General features: G+C 77.4%; 14 protein-coding genes. 11 read left to right on the forward strand and 3 right to left on the reverse strand.

All coding sequences use genetic code 11. From position 1 onward, the window contains the following. Positions 1–107: 107 nt before the first annotated feature. Positions 108–2,339 (forward strand): MMPL family transporter, encoded by a 2,232-nt coding sequence (locus CHC04_RS21120; RefSeq protein ID WP_176450132.1) that lies wholly within the window; start codon positions 108–110, stop codon positions 2,337–2,339. A gap of 217 nt (positions 2,340–2,556) precedes the next feature. Here CHC04_RS21120 and CHC04_RS21125 read toward each other — a convergent pair whose 3' ends face one another. From CHC04_RS21125 to CHC04_RS21135, 3 genes are all read right to left on the reverse strand, one after another. After that, positions 2,557–3,429, reverse strand: coding sequence for a universal stress protein (locus tag CHC04_RS21125; protein ID WP_089405911.1), 873 nt, complete (start codon positions 3,427–3,429; stop codon positions 2,557–2,559). After that, positions 3,426–4,850: an amino acid permease gene (locus CHC04_RS21130; RefSeq protein WP_217897492.1), complete on the reverse strand. Its 1,425-nt coding sequence runs from the start codon at positions 4,848–4,850 to the stop codon at positions 3,426–3,428. Before CHC04_RS21130 ends, CHC04_RS21125 begins: the two co-directional genes overlap by 4 nt. Positions 4,851–4,937: 87 nt before the next feature. Then, positions 4,938–6,266: an alpha-hydroxy-acid oxidizing protein gene (locus CHC04_RS21135; RefSeq protein ID WP_089405912.1), complete on the reverse strand. Its 1,329-nt coding sequence runs from the start codon at positions 6,264–6,266 to the stop codon at positions 4,938–4,940. Between the two features lie 262 nt (positions 6,267–6,528). On the opposite strand from CHC04_RS21135, the gene CHC04_RS21140 reads away from it, so the two are divergent. The 10 genes from CHC04_RS21140 to CHC04_RS23735 form a co-directional block, all read left to right on the forward strand. Further along, positions 6,529–7,539 carry a hypothetical protein gene (locus CHC04_RS21140; protein WP_089405913.1) on the forward strand — a complete coding sequence of 337 codons (1,011 nt, stop codon included), beginning with the start codon at positions 6,529–6,531 and terminating at the stop codon, positions 7,537–7,539. Positions 7,540–7,564: 25 nt separating this feature from the next. Further along, positions 7,565–8,062, forward strand: a complete 498-nt coding sequence (locus CHC04_RS21145; protein ID WP_089405914.1) for a MarR family winged helix-turn-helix transcriptional regulator — start codon at positions 7,565–7,567, stop codon at positions 8,060–8,062. Positions 8,063–8,241: 179 nt separating this feature from the next. After that, the gene (locus CHC04_RS21150) at positions 8,242–9,732 is read left to right on the forward strand and encodes an HAD-IIIA family hydrolase (RefSeq protein WP_089405953.1); all 1,491 of its coding nucleotides are present in this window, start codon (positions 8,242–8,244) and stop codon (positions 9,730–9,732) included. Next, positions 9,729–10,739, forward strand: coding sequence for a glycosyltransferase family 9 protein (locus CHC04_RS21155; RefSeq protein ID WP_245817588.1), 1,011 nt, complete (start codon positions 9,729–9,731; stop codon positions 10,737–10,739). Before CHC04_RS21150 ends, CHC04_RS21155 begins: the two co-directional genes overlap by 4 nt. Then, positions 10,736–11,716, forward strand: coding sequence for a glycosyltransferase (locus CHC04_RS21160; RefSeq protein WP_089405915.1), 981 nt, complete (start codon positions 10,736–10,738; stop codon positions 11,714–11,716). The genes CHC04_RS21155 and CHC04_RS21160 overlap by 4 nt, the downstream gene beginning before the upstream one ends. Further along, positions 11,713–12,927 (forward strand): glycosyltransferase, encoded by a 1,215-nt coding sequence (locus CHC04_RS21165; protein ID WP_089405916.1) that lies wholly within the window; start codon positions 11,713–11,715, stop codon positions 12,925–12,927. The genes CHC04_RS21160 and CHC04_RS21165 overlap by 4 nt, the downstream gene beginning before the upstream one ends. Before the next feature lie 20 nt (positions 12,928–12,947). Then, on the forward strand, positions 12,948–13,613 hold the full coding sequence (locus CHC04_RS21170) for a D-sedoheptulose-7-phosphate isomerase (protein WP_245817590.1): 666 nt from the start codon (positions 12,948–12,950) through the stop codon (positions 13,611–13,613). Beyond that, on the forward strand, positions 13,610–14,977 hold the full coding sequence (gene rfaE2, locus CHC04_RS21175; RefSeq protein ID WP_089405918.1) for a D-glycero-beta-D-manno-heptose 1-phosphate adenylyltransferase: 1,368 nt from the start codon (positions 13,610–13,612) through the stop codon (positions 14,975–14,977). The genes CHC04_RS21170 and rfaE2 overlap by 4 nt, the downstream gene beginning before the upstream one ends. A gap of 50 nt (positions 14,978–15,027) precedes the next feature. After that, entirely contained in the window at positions 15,028–15,936 is a 909-nt protein-coding gene (locus CHC04_RS21180; protein WP_089405919.1) for a glycosyltransferase family 9 protein, read from the forward strand. A gap of 124 nt (positions 15,937–16,060) precedes the next feature. Next, positions 16,061–16,334, forward strand: a 274-nt coding sequence (locus CHC04_RS23735) for a transposase (RefSeq protein WP_176450133.1), incomplete at its 3' end; no start/stop codon positions are given.

The raw sequence follows: 16,334 nt of genomic DNA on the forward strand, positions 1-16,334 counted from the left end.
CCGGTGTCGGGCCAGCCCGACACCGGACCGACCGGCTGGCGGGATCGGCCGGTCCGGTCCGGGCCAGCAGAGTCGGCCCGACCGCAGTGAGCAGACGGGAGACCGACGTGGACGTGTCCGGCAACCTGGCAGGCAGGGTGGGGCGCTGGAGCGCGCGGCACCGCAGGACGGCGGTGCTCGGCTGGCTGGCCTTCGTGGCCCTGGCCCTCCTGGTCGGCCGGCTGGTGCCGCAGGGGGAGCTGACCCCGGCCGAGCAGAGCGTCGGGGCGCCCGCCCAGGCGCGACAGATCCTCGACGCCCGCGGCTGGGAGGAGCCGGCCTCGGAGATGGTCCTGGTGCAGCGGGCCCCCGGCGTCGACGAGGCCGCCGCGACCGCCGCGCTCACCGACGTCGTCGAGACGCTGCGGCGCACCCCGGAGGCCACCGACGTCGTCAGCCCGCTCGACGGCGCGCCGCTCCTGTCGGCCGACGGGCGCTCGGCGCTGGTCACCTTCGACGTCACCGGGGACCGCGAGGACGCCGGCGAGAGGATCCCGGCGATCGCCGGCGCCCTCGCCGCCGTCGCCGACCGGCACGAGGGCGTCCGCGTCGAGCAGTTCGGCGACACCAGCGCCGACCTGGCACTCGACGAGACCCTCGATGCCGACTTCCGGCGGGCCGAACTGCTGTCGATCCCGATCACCCTCGTGGTCCTGCTGGTGACCTTCGGCGCCGTCGTCGCCGCGCTCGTCCCGCTGGTCTTCGCGCTCACCGCGTTCCTCGCGGCGCTGGGGCTGCTGAGCCTGACCAGCCAGGTCTGGCACGTCGACCAGACCGCGCAGATCGTCATGCTGCTCATCGGGCTGGCCGTCGGCGTGGACTACTCCCTCTTCTACCTCAAGCGCGAGCGCGAGGAGCGCGCCAGAGGCGCCGGCCCGGTCGACGCCCTCGACGTCGCCGCCGCCACCTCGGGCCGCTCGGTGCTCGTCTCGGGCATCACCGTGGTGGTCGCGATGGCCGGCATGTTCCTCACCGGGTTCTCCGTCTTCACCGGCGTCGCCTCGGCCACCATCCTCGTCGTCGCGGTCTCGGTGCTCGGCTCGCTCACCGTGCTGCCGGCGACGATGGCCTCGCTCGGCGACCGGGTCGAGAAGGGGCGGATCCCGTTCCTGCGCCGCCGGGACGCCGGCCCCGGTCGCTTCTGGCCAGCCGTGCTCGGCGCCGTGCTGCGCCGCCCGCTGGTCGCCGCGCTCACCGCCGGCGCCGCGCTGGTCGCCCTCGCCGTCCCGGCGCTGGCGATGGACCTGCGCAGCGAGGGCGTCGAGGACCTGCCCCAGGACCTCGCCGTCATCCAGACGTACGACCGCATCACCGAGGCCTTCCCCGGCGGCCCCGCGCCCGCGCAGGTGGTCGTCGAGGCGCCCGACGTCACCGCCCCCGAGGTGCAGGCCGCGATCGCCGACCTGCGCGCGCGGGCCCTGGCCACCGGGCAGGCCAACGAGCCGATCGGGGTGGAGACCGACGACGCCGGCACGGTCGCCGTCGTCTCCGTGCCGCTGGTGGGCGACGGTGAGGAGCAGGCCTCACGCGACGCGCTGGCGACCCTGGCCGACGACGTCGTCCCCGCGACGGTGGGCGCGCTCGACGGCGTGCGCGCCGTCGTCTCGGGCAGCACCGCCTACTCGGTGGCCTTCGACGAGCTGATGGCCGAGCGCACGCCGTGGGTGTTCGGCTTCGTGCTGGTGCTCGCCTTCGGACTGCTGCTGGTCTCCTTCCGCTCGGTCACCGTGGCGGTGACCGCGATCGTGCTCAACCTGCTCAGCGTCGCCGCGGCCTACGGCGCCATGGTGCTGGTCTTCCAGGAGGGCGTCGGCGGCAGCCTCATCGGCCTGGACTCCACCGGGGCGATCGTGAACTGGATCCCGCTGTTCCTGTTCGTGGTCCTGTTCGGCCTGTCCATGGACTACCACGTGTTCATCCTCAGCCGGATCCGCGAGGGTCACGACCGCGGCCTGCCCACCCGGACGGCGGTCGCGCAGGGCATCACCTCGTCGGCCGGGGTGGTCACCAGCGCCGCGGTGATCATGGTCTTCGTCTTCCTGACCTTCGTCACCCTGTCGATGACGAGCATGAAGCAGATCGGGCTGGGCCTGGCCGTCGCCGTGCTGCTCGACGCCACGGTGGTCCGGGCCGTGCTGCTCCCGGCGGTGATGCGGCTGCTGGGCGCCGCCAACTGGTACCTGCCCCGGTGGCTGCGCCGGCTGCCGCAGCTGCGGCACCAGCCGGTGCCCGGCGCCGCGGTGCCCGCGCCGCACACGGCCGGGGAGGAGTCGCCGGCCCTGGCCGGCACCCGCGACTGAACGACGACACCGAACGACGACACCGAACGACGACGCCGAACGACGACGCCGAACGACGACGCCGGCTCCGGGAGTCCCGGGGCCGGCGTCGTGTCGTGGGGCGGGGGGCCGGTCCTGGCGGTCTGGCCGCGTGGGTCGATCCCCCCAGCAGTGGAGGGCCAATCGTGTACCGGTTGCCCCCGCCCGACCTCCACTGTGAGCGCCGTCACAGACGGCGTCAACCCCGGTCCGGCGTGTCGGGCGTGTCCTCGGTCCCCCTCGGGACGACCACCACCGGCACCGGCGCGGCCCGCAGGATCCGCGTCGCCGTCGACCCCAGGAACACCCGCGCCAGCGGGCCCAGCCGCGACGAGCCCACCACCAGCAGGTCGCCGTCGGACCACCCGGCGGCCGGCACCGCGCCCGGCCACCCCCGGCCCCGCGCGACCGTCGCCTCCGGCCGCTCGGGCAGGGTCGCGGCGACCGCGTCGAGATCGCGCTGCGCCTGCCGGGCCCAGGCGACGGCGACCTCCCGCTCGGCGTACAGGCCCGTCTCCGACGGCAGCAGCGGGTCGCGCTCGGGCGCGAAGGTCACCAGCCGCAGGGGCACCCGCCACGCGGCCGCCGTGCGCCGGGCCCAGGCCAGCGCGCCGCGGGACCGGTCGGTGCCGACCCACGCGCAGGTCAGCCGGGTGATCCGCTCCCCGGGGGAGCCCGCGCGGGCCGACAGCGCCACCGGCACCGGGGAGGAGCGCAGCAGGTGCTCGGGCACCGGGCCCTCCCGCCCGAGCACCAGCAGCGACCCGCCCACCTGCCCGACCACGGTGACCAGCCCGGCCGGCACCGACGGCGCCTCGACGGCGACCGCGCGCACCTCGGTGACCCCCGCCGTGTGCAGCGCGTGCACGGCCCGCTCCTGCCGCGCGCGCACCTGGTCGGCCACCCACGTCCGGTACTCCCGGTCGGCCCGGGGGTCGGGGAAGCCGCGCGGGGTCACGGTGGTGACGACGACGTCCTCGGCGGCCGTGCGCGCGAGCACCGCGGCCAGCCGCAGGTGTCCGTCGGCGCCGCGCTCCTCGGCGTCGGAGGGGTGCCCGACGACGAGGGTCACCGCGGGTCCCGCAGGCGGGAGTGGGTGCGGGCGTAGGTCACGTAGAGGACGGCGGCCAGCGTCAGCCAGAGCGCGAACAACCCCCAGGTGACCGGCGGCAGGCCGTAGAGCAGGTAGAGGCAGAACAGCACCGACAGCACCGGCACCACGGGGTAGCCGGGTACCCGGAACCCGCGGGGCAGGTCCGGCCGGGTGGACCGCAGCACCATCACGCCCACCGACACGACGAGGAACGCCACGAGGGTGCCCATGCTGGTCAGGTCGACGAGGAAGTCCAGCGGCACGAACCCGGCCAGCGCCCCCACGAACAGCGCGACGGCGACCGTGCCGCGCACCGGGGTCAGCGTCCGCGGGTCGACCCGGCTGAACAGCGACGGGACCATGCCGTCCCGGCTCATCGCGAACAGGATCCTGGTCTGGCCGTACATCGTCACCAGCGTCACGGAGAAGATCGAGATGACCGCGCCGGCGGCGAGCACGATGGCCGGCCAGCGCGACCCGGTGACGTTCTCGAGGATCACCGCGAGGCCGGCCTCCTGGCCCTCGAACAGGCCGGCCGCCTGGGCGCCCACCGCGGCCACGGCCACCAGCAGGTAGACCGTCGTCACCACGATCAGCGAGCCGATGATGGCGCGGGGGAGCGTGCGGCGCGGGTCGCGCACCTCCTCGCCGGCGGTGGAGACGGCGTCGAGGCCGATGAAGCTGAAGAAGATCGACGACGCGGCGGCGCCGACGCCCGCGGCGCCCAGCGGCGCGAACGGCGACAGGTTGCCCGCCTCGAAGGCGGTGAACGCGACGGCGGCGAAGAAGAGCAGCACGACGATCTTGAGGACCACCATCACCGCGTTCGCCCGCGCCGACTCGCTGGCCCCGCGCACGAGCAGCAGCGCGCACAGCGTCACCAGGACGATCGCCGGGAGGTTGACCACGCCCCCGGCGCCGGGGGCGAACGACAGCGCGTCGGGGATGCGCAGCCCGATGGTGTCGTCGAGCAGCTCGTTGAGGTACTCGCTCCAGCCCACCGACACCGCCGCGGAGCTGACCGCGTACTCCAGCACCAGGCACCAGCCGACGACGTAGGCGACGACCTCGCCCAGCGTGGCGTAGGCGTAGGAGTAGGAGGAGCCGGCCACCGGGATCGTGGAGGCCAGCTCGGCGTAGCAGAGCGCGGTGAACCCGGCGGTGATCGCGGCGAGGACGAAGGACACGATCACGGCCGGACCGGCCTCGGGCACCGCCGAGGTGAGCACGAAGAAGATCCCGGTGCCGATCGTCGCGCCGATGCCCAGGCCCATGAGCTGGCCCACGCCCATGCGACGGGCCAGCGCCCCGCCCTCGGGCCGGCCGGCGCCGGTCTCCTCGACCATGTCGACGACCGGCTTGCGCCGGAACAGCTGGCTGCGCACGGACGGAGCGCTCACACGGGCCTCCTCGGCGTCGTCGTCCCTGGCGTGGGTCGCGCCCACCGTGCCCGCTGGCGGCGGCTTCTGCCATTCCGGACGGGGAGCTCATCCCACCCGGCGGAGGACCTCCGGGGAGAGCTCGGCGACCGAGGTGTGCCCGGTCAGCCCGAGGGTGAGGTCGAACTCGCCGAGGACGTCGGACACCACCTGCCGCACCCCGGCCTCGCCGGCCAGGCCCAGGCCCCACGCGTAGGGGCGGCCCAGCAGCACCGCCCGCGCCCCCAGGGCGACCGCCACCAGCACGTCGGCGCCGCTGCGGACGCCGCTGTCGAGCAGCACCGGCACCCGGTCGCCGACCGCGGCGACGACGTCGGGCAGCGCGTCGAGCGCGGCGATCGAGCGGTCCACCTGCCGCCCCCCGTGGGTGCTCACCACGACCCCGTCGACGCCCTCGTCCAGCGCCCGCCGGGCGTCGTCGGGGTGCAGGACGCCCTTGAGCAGGATCGGCAGCCGGGTGCGGGAGCGCAGCCAGGCGAGGTCGGTCCAGGTGATCGACGGCCGCGAGTAGATGGCCTGGAACGTCTCGACGGCGGCGCGCGGCAGCGGCGAGCGCAGGTTCTCCCGCAGCGGACCGGGCCAGGCGCGGGCCATGCCGACCATGGCGAGCACCGCCGCCAGCGTGGGCCGCGGCTGGCGGTCGCGCCCGGCGGCGTCGGCCGCCTGCGCCGGCGCGGCGTCCCCGGCCTCGGCGACCCGGGCCTGCACCAGCCGCCGGAACACCGGGTCGGAGGTGTACTGCGCGATCCCCTTGCCCAGGGCGAAGGGCAGGTGGCCGAGGTCGAGGTCGCGCGGCCGCCAGCCGAGCATCGTGGTGTCGAGGGTGACCACCAGCGCCTCGCAGCCGGCCCGCTCGGCGCGGCCGACCAGGCTCTCGACGAGCTCGTCGGAGGTCGACCAGTACAGCTGGGACCACCGCGGCGCAGCGTCGGGCCCGGAGCCCATCGCCGCGGCGCAGTCCTCCATCGGCACCGACGCCTGATTGGAGAAGACGAACGGCACGCCCAGCGACGCCGCGGCGCGGGCGACGGCGAGGTCGGCCTCCCGGTGCACCAGCTCCAGGGCGCCGACCGGACCGAGCAGCAGCGGCGCCGGGATGCGCCGGCCGAACAGCTCCACGGAGGTGTCCCGGGCGCTCACGTCGCGCAGCACCCGCGGGACGACGGCCCAGCGGTCGAAGGCGGCGCGGTTGGCTCGCTGGGTGTGCTCCTCGCCCGCGCCCCCCGCGACGTAGGCGTAGGCGCGCGCGGTCAGCCGCCGGCGCGCGCGGCGCTCCAGCGGCCGCGCCGTCGTCGGCACCAGCGGCGTGCGCCCGTACACCCCGGCGCGGTAGACCTCGTTCTGTCGGCGGCGGCCGGTCCCGGCGGCGGAGTCCACCCGGCCACCGTAGTGACCTCGCCCACTCCACCGGCCGCGCCCTCCCGACACGCCCGGGCGACGACACGCCGCGCGAACCCGACGACGCGCAGTCGAGGCGCCGTCGACACCGGGTCACCGGCGGCACAATGGGGGAGCGCCGTCCCCGGAACCACCGGACCGGCGTGCACGACCGCTCGAGGGGGACACCGTGCCGGTCGGGACCCTGCCCAGGCCCAGGCCGCGGCGCGCTCCCCACCCTGTCCTGGCGACAGGGCTCTCCGTGCTGACCGCCGTGGCCGGGGTGCTCGCCGGCGCCGTCGTGCTGGCCGCCCCCGCCCTCGCCGCCGACGACCCCGCGCGCCCGGACTCCCGCGTCACCCACGGACCGAGCTGCCGCCCCGGCGGCGTCGTGGTCGAGGTGACCGCCGGGACGGTCGCCTACGTCGTCGTGCTCGCCACGACCCGCGCGCCGGGCGGGGAGGACTCCGCCGAGCTGCAGCCGGGACAGGTCGCCGTGCTGCGCACCGCGGACGTCGCCTGGGGCGAGACCGTCGACAGCCGCCTGGAGTACACCGCCCTCGACGGCTCGGGCACGGCCTACGTCGACGAGCTGGACGGCTTCGTCTTCACCCGTCCGGCCGAGGAGGACTGCGCCGCGATCGCCCCGCCGACCGGCGCCGCCGAGGTCCCGCCGGTCGGCGCCGTCCCGCCGTCGGCGTCCCCGCCGTCCCCGGCACCTCCCGGGACACCGCAGCCCGAGGCGGCCCCGCCGGCCGACGGCGCGCCCGCTCCGGACGTCGCCCCGCTGCCGGTGCCCGACCCGGTCCCTCCCGCGTCCCCGGCCGAGGGTGGGGACTCGCCCGGCAGCGCCGTCGTTGCCTCGGCCTCCCGGGTGGCGGCCGGCGACCCGGTGACGCTGACCGGCTCGGGCTTCGCGCCCGGTGAGGTGGTCACCGTGCAGGTGGCCGACGGCGGGGTGCTGACCTCCGTCGCGGCCGGCCCGGACGGCGAGGTCGAGGCCACGGTGGTCGTCCCGGACGCCGCCGCCGGGACGACGACGCTCGAGCTGGTCGGCCGCGACTCGGCGGTCACCGCGGCGGTGGAGCTGCGCGTGGCCTCGGCCGCGACCCCGGTCGACCCCGACCCGCTGCCCGTCCCGCTGGTCGCGGCCGGGCTGGCGCTGGTCGTGACCGCCACCGCCCTCGTGCTGAGCGCCGGCGGCCGCCGCCGGCCGGAGCCCGCGGAGCCGGCGTGGCCCACCTGGTCGGCCGGGCCGACCGGGAGCGCCTGACGCCGACTTCGGCCACGATGGTGCGATGGGCTCCGAGGACGTGCTGGCTCCCGGGGTCCCGTCCCACACCGCGGCGCTGGCCGGCGCCGCGCCCCGCGCCGCGGAGACCTGGCTGCGGATCGTGCAGGTCCACGACCGGATCACCCACCGGGTCGACTCCGCGCTGCACCGCGAACACGGCCTGTCCCTCACCGGGTTCGAGGCGCTGCGGCGCATCGCCGACGCGCCGGGCGAGCGGGCGACGATGGGCGAGGTCGCCGAGGCGCTCGGGCTGTCGCGGGCCGGTGTCACCAGCACCGTGGGCCGGCTGGTCGCGCAGGGGCTGGTCGTGCGCGAGCGACGCCCGGGGGACCGGCGGCTGCTGCACGCCCGCCTGACCGACGCCGGTCGCGAGCGGGTGCGGGCCGCGGCGAGCACCCACGACGAGCTCGTCGCCCGCCTGCTCACCCTGCTGGGTGACGACGCCGCCGTCGTCACCGACGCGCTCGCCCGGGTGTCCGCGGCGACCCGCGTCCGCCGGTAGCCCCACGCTGCCGAGGGCGCGGTCGGTGCTGCTCGCCGCGGCGTGCCGGCGCGAGTCGCCGACCGCGACTGCTCACCGGGGTCCTTCGTGGCGGGGACCCGCCGGGGGCTGGATCGTCGTACGGGGGAACTTCAAGCCCGTAGTGTTTGCGGGCCAGCGAGACCGGGCAGGGCGCGATCATGCCCGTGAGCTGCACCGTCGTCGTGCCGACCATCGGCCGGCCGTCGCTCGACGTGCTGCTCGACGCGCTGGCCGCCGCCCCGGGCCCCCGCCCGGCCGAGCTCGTGGTGGTCGACGACCGGCCCGAGGGCCCTCCGCTGGCGGTGCAGCGCCCCGGCCTGCCGCCGGTCCGCGTGGTCCGCACCGGCGGCGGCGGCCCCGCCCGCGCGCGCAACCTCGGCTGGCGCACCGCCCGCACCGAGTGGATCGCCTTCCTCGACGACGACGTCGTCCCCGACGCCGACTGGTACGAGCGGCTGGCGCAGGACCTCGGCGGCCTCCCCGCCGACGTCGCCGGCAGCCAGGGCCGGGTGCGGGTGCCGCTGCCGGAGGACCGCCGGCCCACCGACTGGGAGCGCGGCACCGCCGGCCTGGCCACCAGCGCCTGGATCACCGCCGACCTCGCCTACCGCCGCGCCGCGCTGGCCGCCGTCGGCGGGTTCGACGAGCGCTTCCCGCGCGCCTTCCGCGAGGACTCCGACCTCGCCCTGCGCGTGATGGACACCGGCGCGCGGCTGGTCCGCGGGCAGCGCTGGATCACCCACCCGGTCCGGCCGGTCGACCGCTGGGTCAGCGTGCGCGTGCAGGCCGGCAACGCCGACGACGTCCTCATGCGCCGGCTGCACGGGCCGGGCTGGCGGGACCGCGCGCAGGCTGCGCTGGGCCGCCGCCCGCAGCACCTGGCCCTCACCGCGGCCGGGCTCGCCGCCGTCGGCCTGGCCGCCGCGCGCCGGCCCCGCGCCGCCGCGGCCGCGGCCCTCGCCTGGGCGGCCGGCACCGCCGAGTTCGCCTGGGCCCGCATCGCCCCGGGCCCGCGCGACCGGGCCGAGGTGACCACCATGGCGCTCACCAGCGCCGCCATCCCGCCGCTGGCCACCTGGCACTGGCTGCGCGGGGTCGTGCGGCACCGCCGGGTGACGCCGTGGCGCGGCCTGCCCGACCTGGTGCTGTTCGACCGCGACGGCACGCTCGTGCACGACTTCCCCTACAACGGCGACCCCGCGTGGGTGCGCCCGGTCGACGGCGCCCGCGAGGCGCTCGACGCCCTCCGCGCCCGCGGCGTCCGCGTCGGGGTGGTGACCAACCAGTCCGGCGTCGCCCGCGGGATCATCACCCGCGAGCAGGTCGACGCCTGCACCGCGCGCCTCGACGAGCTGCTCGGCCCCTTCGACACCGTGCAGGTCTGCCCGCACGGCCCCGACGACGGCTGCAGCTGCCGCAAGCCGGCACCCGGCATGGTGAAGGCCGCCTGCGCCGAGCTCGGCGTCGACCCCGCGCGGACGGTGGTCGTCGGTGACATCGGCGCCGACGTCGAGGCCGCCGCGGCCGCCGGCGCCGTCGGGATCCTGGTGCCCACGCCGGTGACGCGGAAGCAGGAGGTGGCGGCCGCACCCCGCCGCGCGGCCACGCTCGCCGCCGCGGTCGACGACGTCCTGGCCGGCCGGTGGTGACCGCGCGCCGGGGCACCGTGCTCGTCGCCCGCCTCGACAACGCCGGCGACGTCCTCCTGCAGGGCCCGCTGGTCCGCGCCGTCGCGCACCGCGCCGAGCGGGTGGTGTTCCTCGCCGGCCCGGCCGGGGCCGAGGCCGCCGCTCTGCTGCCCGGCGTCGACGAGGTGTGGACCTGGGCCTGCCCGTGGATCCTCGGCGACCCGCCGCCGGTCGACCCCGCCGACCTCGCGGCGTTCACCGAGCGGGTCCGCGCGCTCGCGCCCGTCGAGGCCGTGGTCAGCACCTCGTTCCACCAGTCCCCGCTGCCGCTGGCGCTGCTGCTGCGCGCCGCGGGCGTGCCGCGGATCAGCGCGATCAGCGTCGACTACCCGGGCTCGCTGCTCGACGTCCGGCACCGGGTGGACGACGACCTGCCCGAGCCGGAGCGCGCGCTGTCGCTGGCCCGCGCCGCCGGCTTCGACCTGCCCGACGGCGACGACGGCGGCCTCGCCGTCCGCCGCCCGCTCCCACCGAACCCCCACGAGCGCGGCTACGTCGTCCTCCACCCCGGCGCCTCCGTCCCCGCCCGCGCCTGGCCCGCGCAGCGCTGCGCCGAGGCGGTCGGGGCGCTGGCCGACGCCGGCCACCGGGTGCTGGTCACCGGCGGGCCGGGGGAGCGGTCGTTGACGGCCGCCGTCGCCGGTACCCGCGGGACCGACCTGGGCGGGGCCACGACGCTGCCGGAGATGGCCGCGGTCCTCGACGGCGCCGCGGCCGTCGTCGTCGGCAACACCGGGCCCGCACACCTGGCCGCCGCCGTCGGCACCCCGGTCGTCTCGCTGTTCAGTCCCGTCGTCCCGGCGGTGCGGTGGGCGCCCTACGGCGTCCCCACCGTGCTGCTCGGCGACCAGGACGCCCCCTGCCGGCTGAGCCGGGCCCGCGAGTGCCCGGTCCCCGGCCACCCCTGCCTCGCGTCGGTGACCGCGGCGGACGTCGTCGCGGCCGTGGAGAAGCTGGTGAGCGCGTGAAGGTCCTGCTCTGGCACGTGCACGGCTCGTGGACGACGGCGTTCGTGCAGGGCCCGCACGAGTACCTGATCCCCGTGACCCCCGACCGGGGCCCCGACGGGCTGGGCCGCGCCCGCACCTGGGACTGGCCGGCCTCGGCCCGGGAGGTGACGCCCGAGCAGCTGCGCGAGGAGCACGTCGACGTCGTCGTGCTGCAGCGGGTGCGCGACCTGGAGCTGGTCCGCGCGTGGCTGGGCCGTGAGCCCGGCCGCGACCTGCCCGCCGTCTTCCTCGAGCACAACGCGCCCGGGCTGGAGCCCGGCGACGGGCCGGTGCCGCACACCCGGCACCCGCTGGCCGACCGCGACGACGTCCCGATCGCGCACGTCACCCACTTCAACCGGCTCTTCTACGACAACGGCCGGGCGCCGACGACGGTCATCGAGCACGGCATCGTCGACCCCGGCGAGCGCTGGACCGGCGAGCTGGCGCGGGCCGCCGTGGTCACCAACGAGCCGGTGCGCCGCGGCCGCACCGTGGGCGCGGACCTGCTGCCGGGGCTGGCGGCGGTCGCGCCGGTCGACGTCTTCGGGATGGGCCTGGCCGGGCTGCACGAGCGGTACGGCCTCGACCCCGGCCGGGTCACCCTGCACGACGACCCGCCGCAGGCGGCCATGCACGCCGAGCTGGCCCGCCGCCGCGTCTACGTCCACCCGGTGCGCTGGACGTCGCTGGGGCTCTCGCTGCTCGAGGCGATGCACCTGGGCGTGCCGGTGGTCGCCCTGGCCACCACCGAGGTGGTCGAGGCGGTGCCCGCCGACGCCGGGGTCCTCTCCACCCGGCCCGAGGTGCTCTGGGACGCCGTCGCCGCCTACCTGCACGACGAGGACGCCGCCCGGCTGGCCGGCAAGGCGGCCCGCGCCGCCGCGCTGGAGCGCTACGGGCTCCCCCGGTTCCTCTCCGACTGGGACGCGCTACTCGAGGAGGTGACCCGGTGATCATCGACCTGGTCAGCGAACACGCCAGCCCGCTCGCCGCCATCGGCGGGGTGGACGCCGGCGGGCAGAACGTGCACGTCGCCGCACTCGCCGCGGGCCTGGCCGCGCGGGGCCACGAGGTCACCGTGCACACCCGCCGCGACGACCCGCACCTGCCCGACGAGGTGCCCACCGCCGACGGCTACGTGGTCAGCCACCTCACCGCCGGCCCGCCCGAGGTGCTGCCCAAGGACGACCTGCTCGGCCACGTGCCGGCGCTGGCCGCGGCGCTGCGCGCCCGCTGGTCGGTGGCGCCCCCCGACGTCGTCCACGCCCACTTCTGGATGAGCGGGCTGGCCTGCGTCGAGGCCGCCGGCAGCCTGCTCACCCCCGTCCCGGTGCTGCAGACCTTCCACGCGCTGGGGGCGGTCAAGCGGCGCCACCAGGGCGACGCCGACACCTCCCCGGCGCAGCGCGTCGGGCTCGAGCGCGGCCTGTGCCGGGCGGTCGACCACGTGGTGGCCACCTGCAGCGACGAGGTGTTCGAGCTGCGCCGCCTGGGCCTGCCCCGTGACCGCGTCTCGATCGTGCCCTGCGGTGTCGACACCACGGTCTTCACCCCGCGCGGCCCGGTCGCGCCGCGCACCGGCCGGCCGCGGCTGCTGGTGCTCGGCCGGCTGGTCGAGCGCAAGGGCCAGGAGGACGCCGTCCGCGCGCTGGCCGCCGTCCCCGACGCCGAGCTCGTCGTCGTGGGCGGCCCGCCGGCCGGCGCGGTCGAGGCCGATCCCGAGGTGCGCCGGCTGCGCGCGGTCGCCGCCGAGGTGGGGGTCGCCGACCGGCTGTGCTTCGCCGGGTCGGTCGCCCGCGCCGACGTCCCCGCCTGGGTCCGCTCGGCCGACGTCGTGCTGGCCGTGCCCTGGTACGAGCCGTTCGGCATCACCCCGCTGGAGGCCATGGCCTGCGGCCGCCCGGTGGTCGCCACCGCCGTCGGCGGGCTGCAGGACTCCGTCGTCGACGGCGTCACCGGCGACCTCGTGCCGCCGCGCGACCCGGCCCGGCTCGGCGCGGTGCTCGCCGCGCTGCTGGCCGACGACGCCCGCCGCGCCGCCTACGGCGCCGCCGGGGTCCGGCGGGCCCGCGCCCGCTACCGGTGGGCCCGCGTGGCCGCCGACACCGAGGGCGTCTACCGGCAGGTCCTGTCCACCCGGCGTCCCGTCGAGGCCGTCCGATGAGCGCCCCTGGAGGTCGCCCCGTGAGTGTCGCTCCCCGCTCGGAGGCCGAGGTCGTCTCGCCCGACGCCTGCACCCACCTCACCGGCCGCGACCACGTCGCGTCGCTGACCGCCGCGCTGCGCAGCCTCGACGGGGCGGTCGACACCCTCGACCGCTGGGGGCGGCTGCTGGCCGACGTGCTGTGCGGGGAGTCCCGCGGGCGGCTGATGGCGGCCGGCAACGGGGGCAGCGCCGCGCAGGCCCAGCACCTCACCGCCGAGCTGGTGGGCCGTTACCGCGCCGACCGGCCGCCGTTCTCCGCCATCTGCCTGACCGCCGAGACGTCGTCGTTGACCGCGATCGCCAACGACTACCCGGCCGACGAGCTGTTCGCCCGTCAGGTCGAGGCGCACGGCCGCGCGGGCGACGTCCTGGTGCTGCTGTCGACCTCCGGACGCAGCCCCAACGCGGTCGCCGCCGCCCGGCGGGCCCGCGAGTGCGGCATCACCGTGCTGTCGATCACCGGTCCGGCGCCCAACCCGCTGGCCGCGGCCTCCGACGAGGCGGTGTGCGTCGACTCCCCGTGGACGGCGACCGTGCAGGAGTGCCACCTGGTCGCGCTGCACCTGCTGTGCGCGGCCTTCGACGCCGCGGTGCTGGCCGAGCCGGCGCGGGTGCCGGTCAGCCGCATCGGGGTCGTGCAGTGAGGCCGCTCGTCGTCGTCGGTGACGCGCTGCTCGACGTCGACCTGGTCGGCAGCGCGTCCCGGCTGACCCCCGACGCGCCGGTGCCGGTGGTCGAGGACCTGGAGACCCGCGAGCGCCCGGGGGGCGCGGCGCTGGCCGCGGTCGTCGCCGCGCAGGCCACCGACCGCGAGGTCGTGCTGGTCGCCCCGCTCGCCGACGACGACGGCGCGGCCCGGCTCCGCGCGCTGCTGGCCGGGCGGGTGCGGCTGGTCACGATCCCGGCCACCGGCGGCACCGCGGTCAAGCGGCGGGTGCGGGTGGGTGACCACTCGGTGGTCCGGCTGGACAGCGGTGCGCCCACGGTCGCCCTCGGCGAGCTGCCCGAGGAGGCGCGCGCCACCGTCCGCGACGCCGCCGCGGTGCTGGTCGCCGACTACGGGCGCGGCACCACCGCCGACCCGGCCGTCCGGGCGCTGCTGGCCGAGGCCGGCGGACCGGTCGTCTGGGACCCGCACCCGCGCGGCGCCGATCCGGTGCCGTCGGTGCGGCTGGTGACGCCCAACGGCTCCGAGGCCGCCCGGGTGGCCGCGGACGTGCCCGCCGACGGCGACGGCCTGGCCGCCGTCGGCGCGCGGGCCGAGGCGCTGATCCGGCACTGGGGCGTGGGCGCGGTGGCGGTCACCCTCGGCGCCCGCGGCGCGCTGCTGTCCTACGGCGAGGGCGCGCCGATGGTCGTGCCCGCGGTGCCGGTGACCGGCGGCGACCCGTGCGGCGCCGGCGACTCGTTCGCCGCTGCGGCCGCGCTGGCCCTCGCCGACGGCGCGGTGACCGGAGAGGCGGTGGCCGCGGCGGTGGCCTTCGCCGGGCGGTTCGTGGCGGCGGGCGGCGCCTCGGCGTGGGACGCCTCCGCCGTGCCCCAGCCGAACGTGGCCGCCGAGGACGGCGTCTCGGCGCTGCTGGCCCGCGTCCGCGCGACCGGCGGCACCGTGGTGGCCACCGGCGGGTGCTTCGACCTGCTGCACGCCGGTCACGTGGCCACGCTGCGCGCCGCCCGCGGCCTGGGTGACTGCCTGGTCGTGTGCATCAACTCCGACGACTCGGTCAGCCGTCTCAAGGGCCCCTCCCGGCCGCTGGTGACCGCCGCCGACCGCGCGCGGGTGCTGGAGGCGCTGGAGTTCGTCGACGCCGTCGTGGTGTTCGACGAGGACACCCCTGCGGAGGTGCTCGACCGGCTGCGGCCCGACGTCTGGGCCAAGGGCGGCGACTACGCCGGCGCCGACCTGCCCGAGGCCGCGGTGCTGCGGCAGTGGGGCGGGCAGGCCGTCGTCCTGCCCTACCTCGACGGTCACTCGACCACGGCCCTGGTCGAGCGCTCCCGGGTGTGAGCGGTCCTCCTCCCGTGCACTTCCGCGGACGTGCACGGGACGGGCGGCCGGTGGCGGTCGTGCTGCGGCCGCTCGGGCTCGGCGACCTGCTCACCGGGGTGCCGGCGATCCGGGCGGTGCGGGCGGCGGTGCCCGGCCACCGGCTGGTCCTGGCGACGACGACCGCGCTGGCCCCGCTGGCCGGGCTCGTCGACGCCGTCGACGAGGTGCTGCCCGCCCGCGAGCTCGAGCCGCTGGACTGGTCCGGGCCGCCCCCGGAGCTCGCCGTCGACCTGCACGGCAAGGGTCCGGCGTCGCACGTCGTCGTCGCCGACCTGCACCCGCGGCGGCTGCTGACCTTCGACAGCCCCGGCTATCCCGGCCCGACGTGGTCCCCCGACGACCACGAGGTCGCCCGCTGGTGCCGGCTGGTGTCCGAGGGGCTGGGCGTGCCCGCCGACCCCGACGCGCTCGACCTCGCCGTCCCCACCGTGCCCCCTCCGGTCACCGGGGCGGCGCTGGTCCACCCGGGGGCCGCCTTCCCCGGCCGGCGCTGGCCGGCGGAACGGTTCGCCGCCGTCGCGCGGTGGCTGGCCGACGCCGGGCACGAGGTCCGCGTCACCGGCGGCCCGGCCGAGCGCGACCTCGCGCACGCGGTCGCCCGCGACGCCGGCCTGCCCGACGACGCCGTGCTCGCCGGGACGACGTCGACCCTCGAGCTCGCCGCCACCGTCGCCGCGGCCCGGGTGGTGGTCAGCGGCGACACCGGCGTGGCCCACCTGGCGACCGCCTACCGCCGCCCCTCGGTCGTGCTGTTCGGCCCGGTGTCCCCGGCGCTGTGGGGCCCGCCGCCGCGGCCGCAGCACGTGGTGCTCTGGCACGGCGACGGCACGGGCGACCCCTGGGGCAGCGAGCTCGACCCGGCACTGGCCCGGATCACCGTCGACGAGGTGACCGCAGCGCTCGACGGCCTGCTGTGATCGACGGGAGCGGCCCCGCCGTGCTCCGCACGACGGGGCCGCTGGCCGTCCAGCGCTAGGGCGTGTCTGACGGATCTTGGCGGTTTGGATCGGCAGGCTCCGGGCGATGCGACAGCATCGAGCGGTGGTCTCCGATGAGGCGTGGGCGTGGATGGAGCCGTTGCTGCCGTCCTCGGCCGGTCGGCGTGGAGGGCGGTGGCGTGATCACCGGCAGGTGATCGAGGCGATCGCCTGGAAGTACCGCACCGGCTCACCGTGGCGGGAGGTGCCCGAGCAGTTCGGGCCGTGGCAGACCGCCTATGAGCGGTTGACCCGGTGGAGCTCCGATGGCACCTGGGCCAAGTTGCTTGCCCGCGCCCAATCCGATGCCGATGCCGCGGGTGAGTTGGACTGGCTGG

Source organism: Geodermatophilus saharensis, from assembly GCF_900188205.1.
GTDB classification, from domain to species: Bacteria; Actinomycetota; Actinomycetes; order Mycobacteriales; family Geodermatophilaceae; genus Geodermatophilus; species Geodermatophilus saharensis.

What these genes read in the sequence shown, in the direction of transcription:
- CHC04_RS21145 (WP_089405914.1), top strand. Translation starts at nt 7,565, where the DNA reads ATGGGCTCCGAGGACGTGCTGGCTCCCGGGGTCCCGTCCCACACCGCG.
- CHC04_RS21150 (WP_089405953.1), top strand. Translation starts at nt 8,242, where the DNA reads ATGCCCGTGAGCTGCACCGTCGTCGTGCCGACCATCGGCCGGCCGTCG.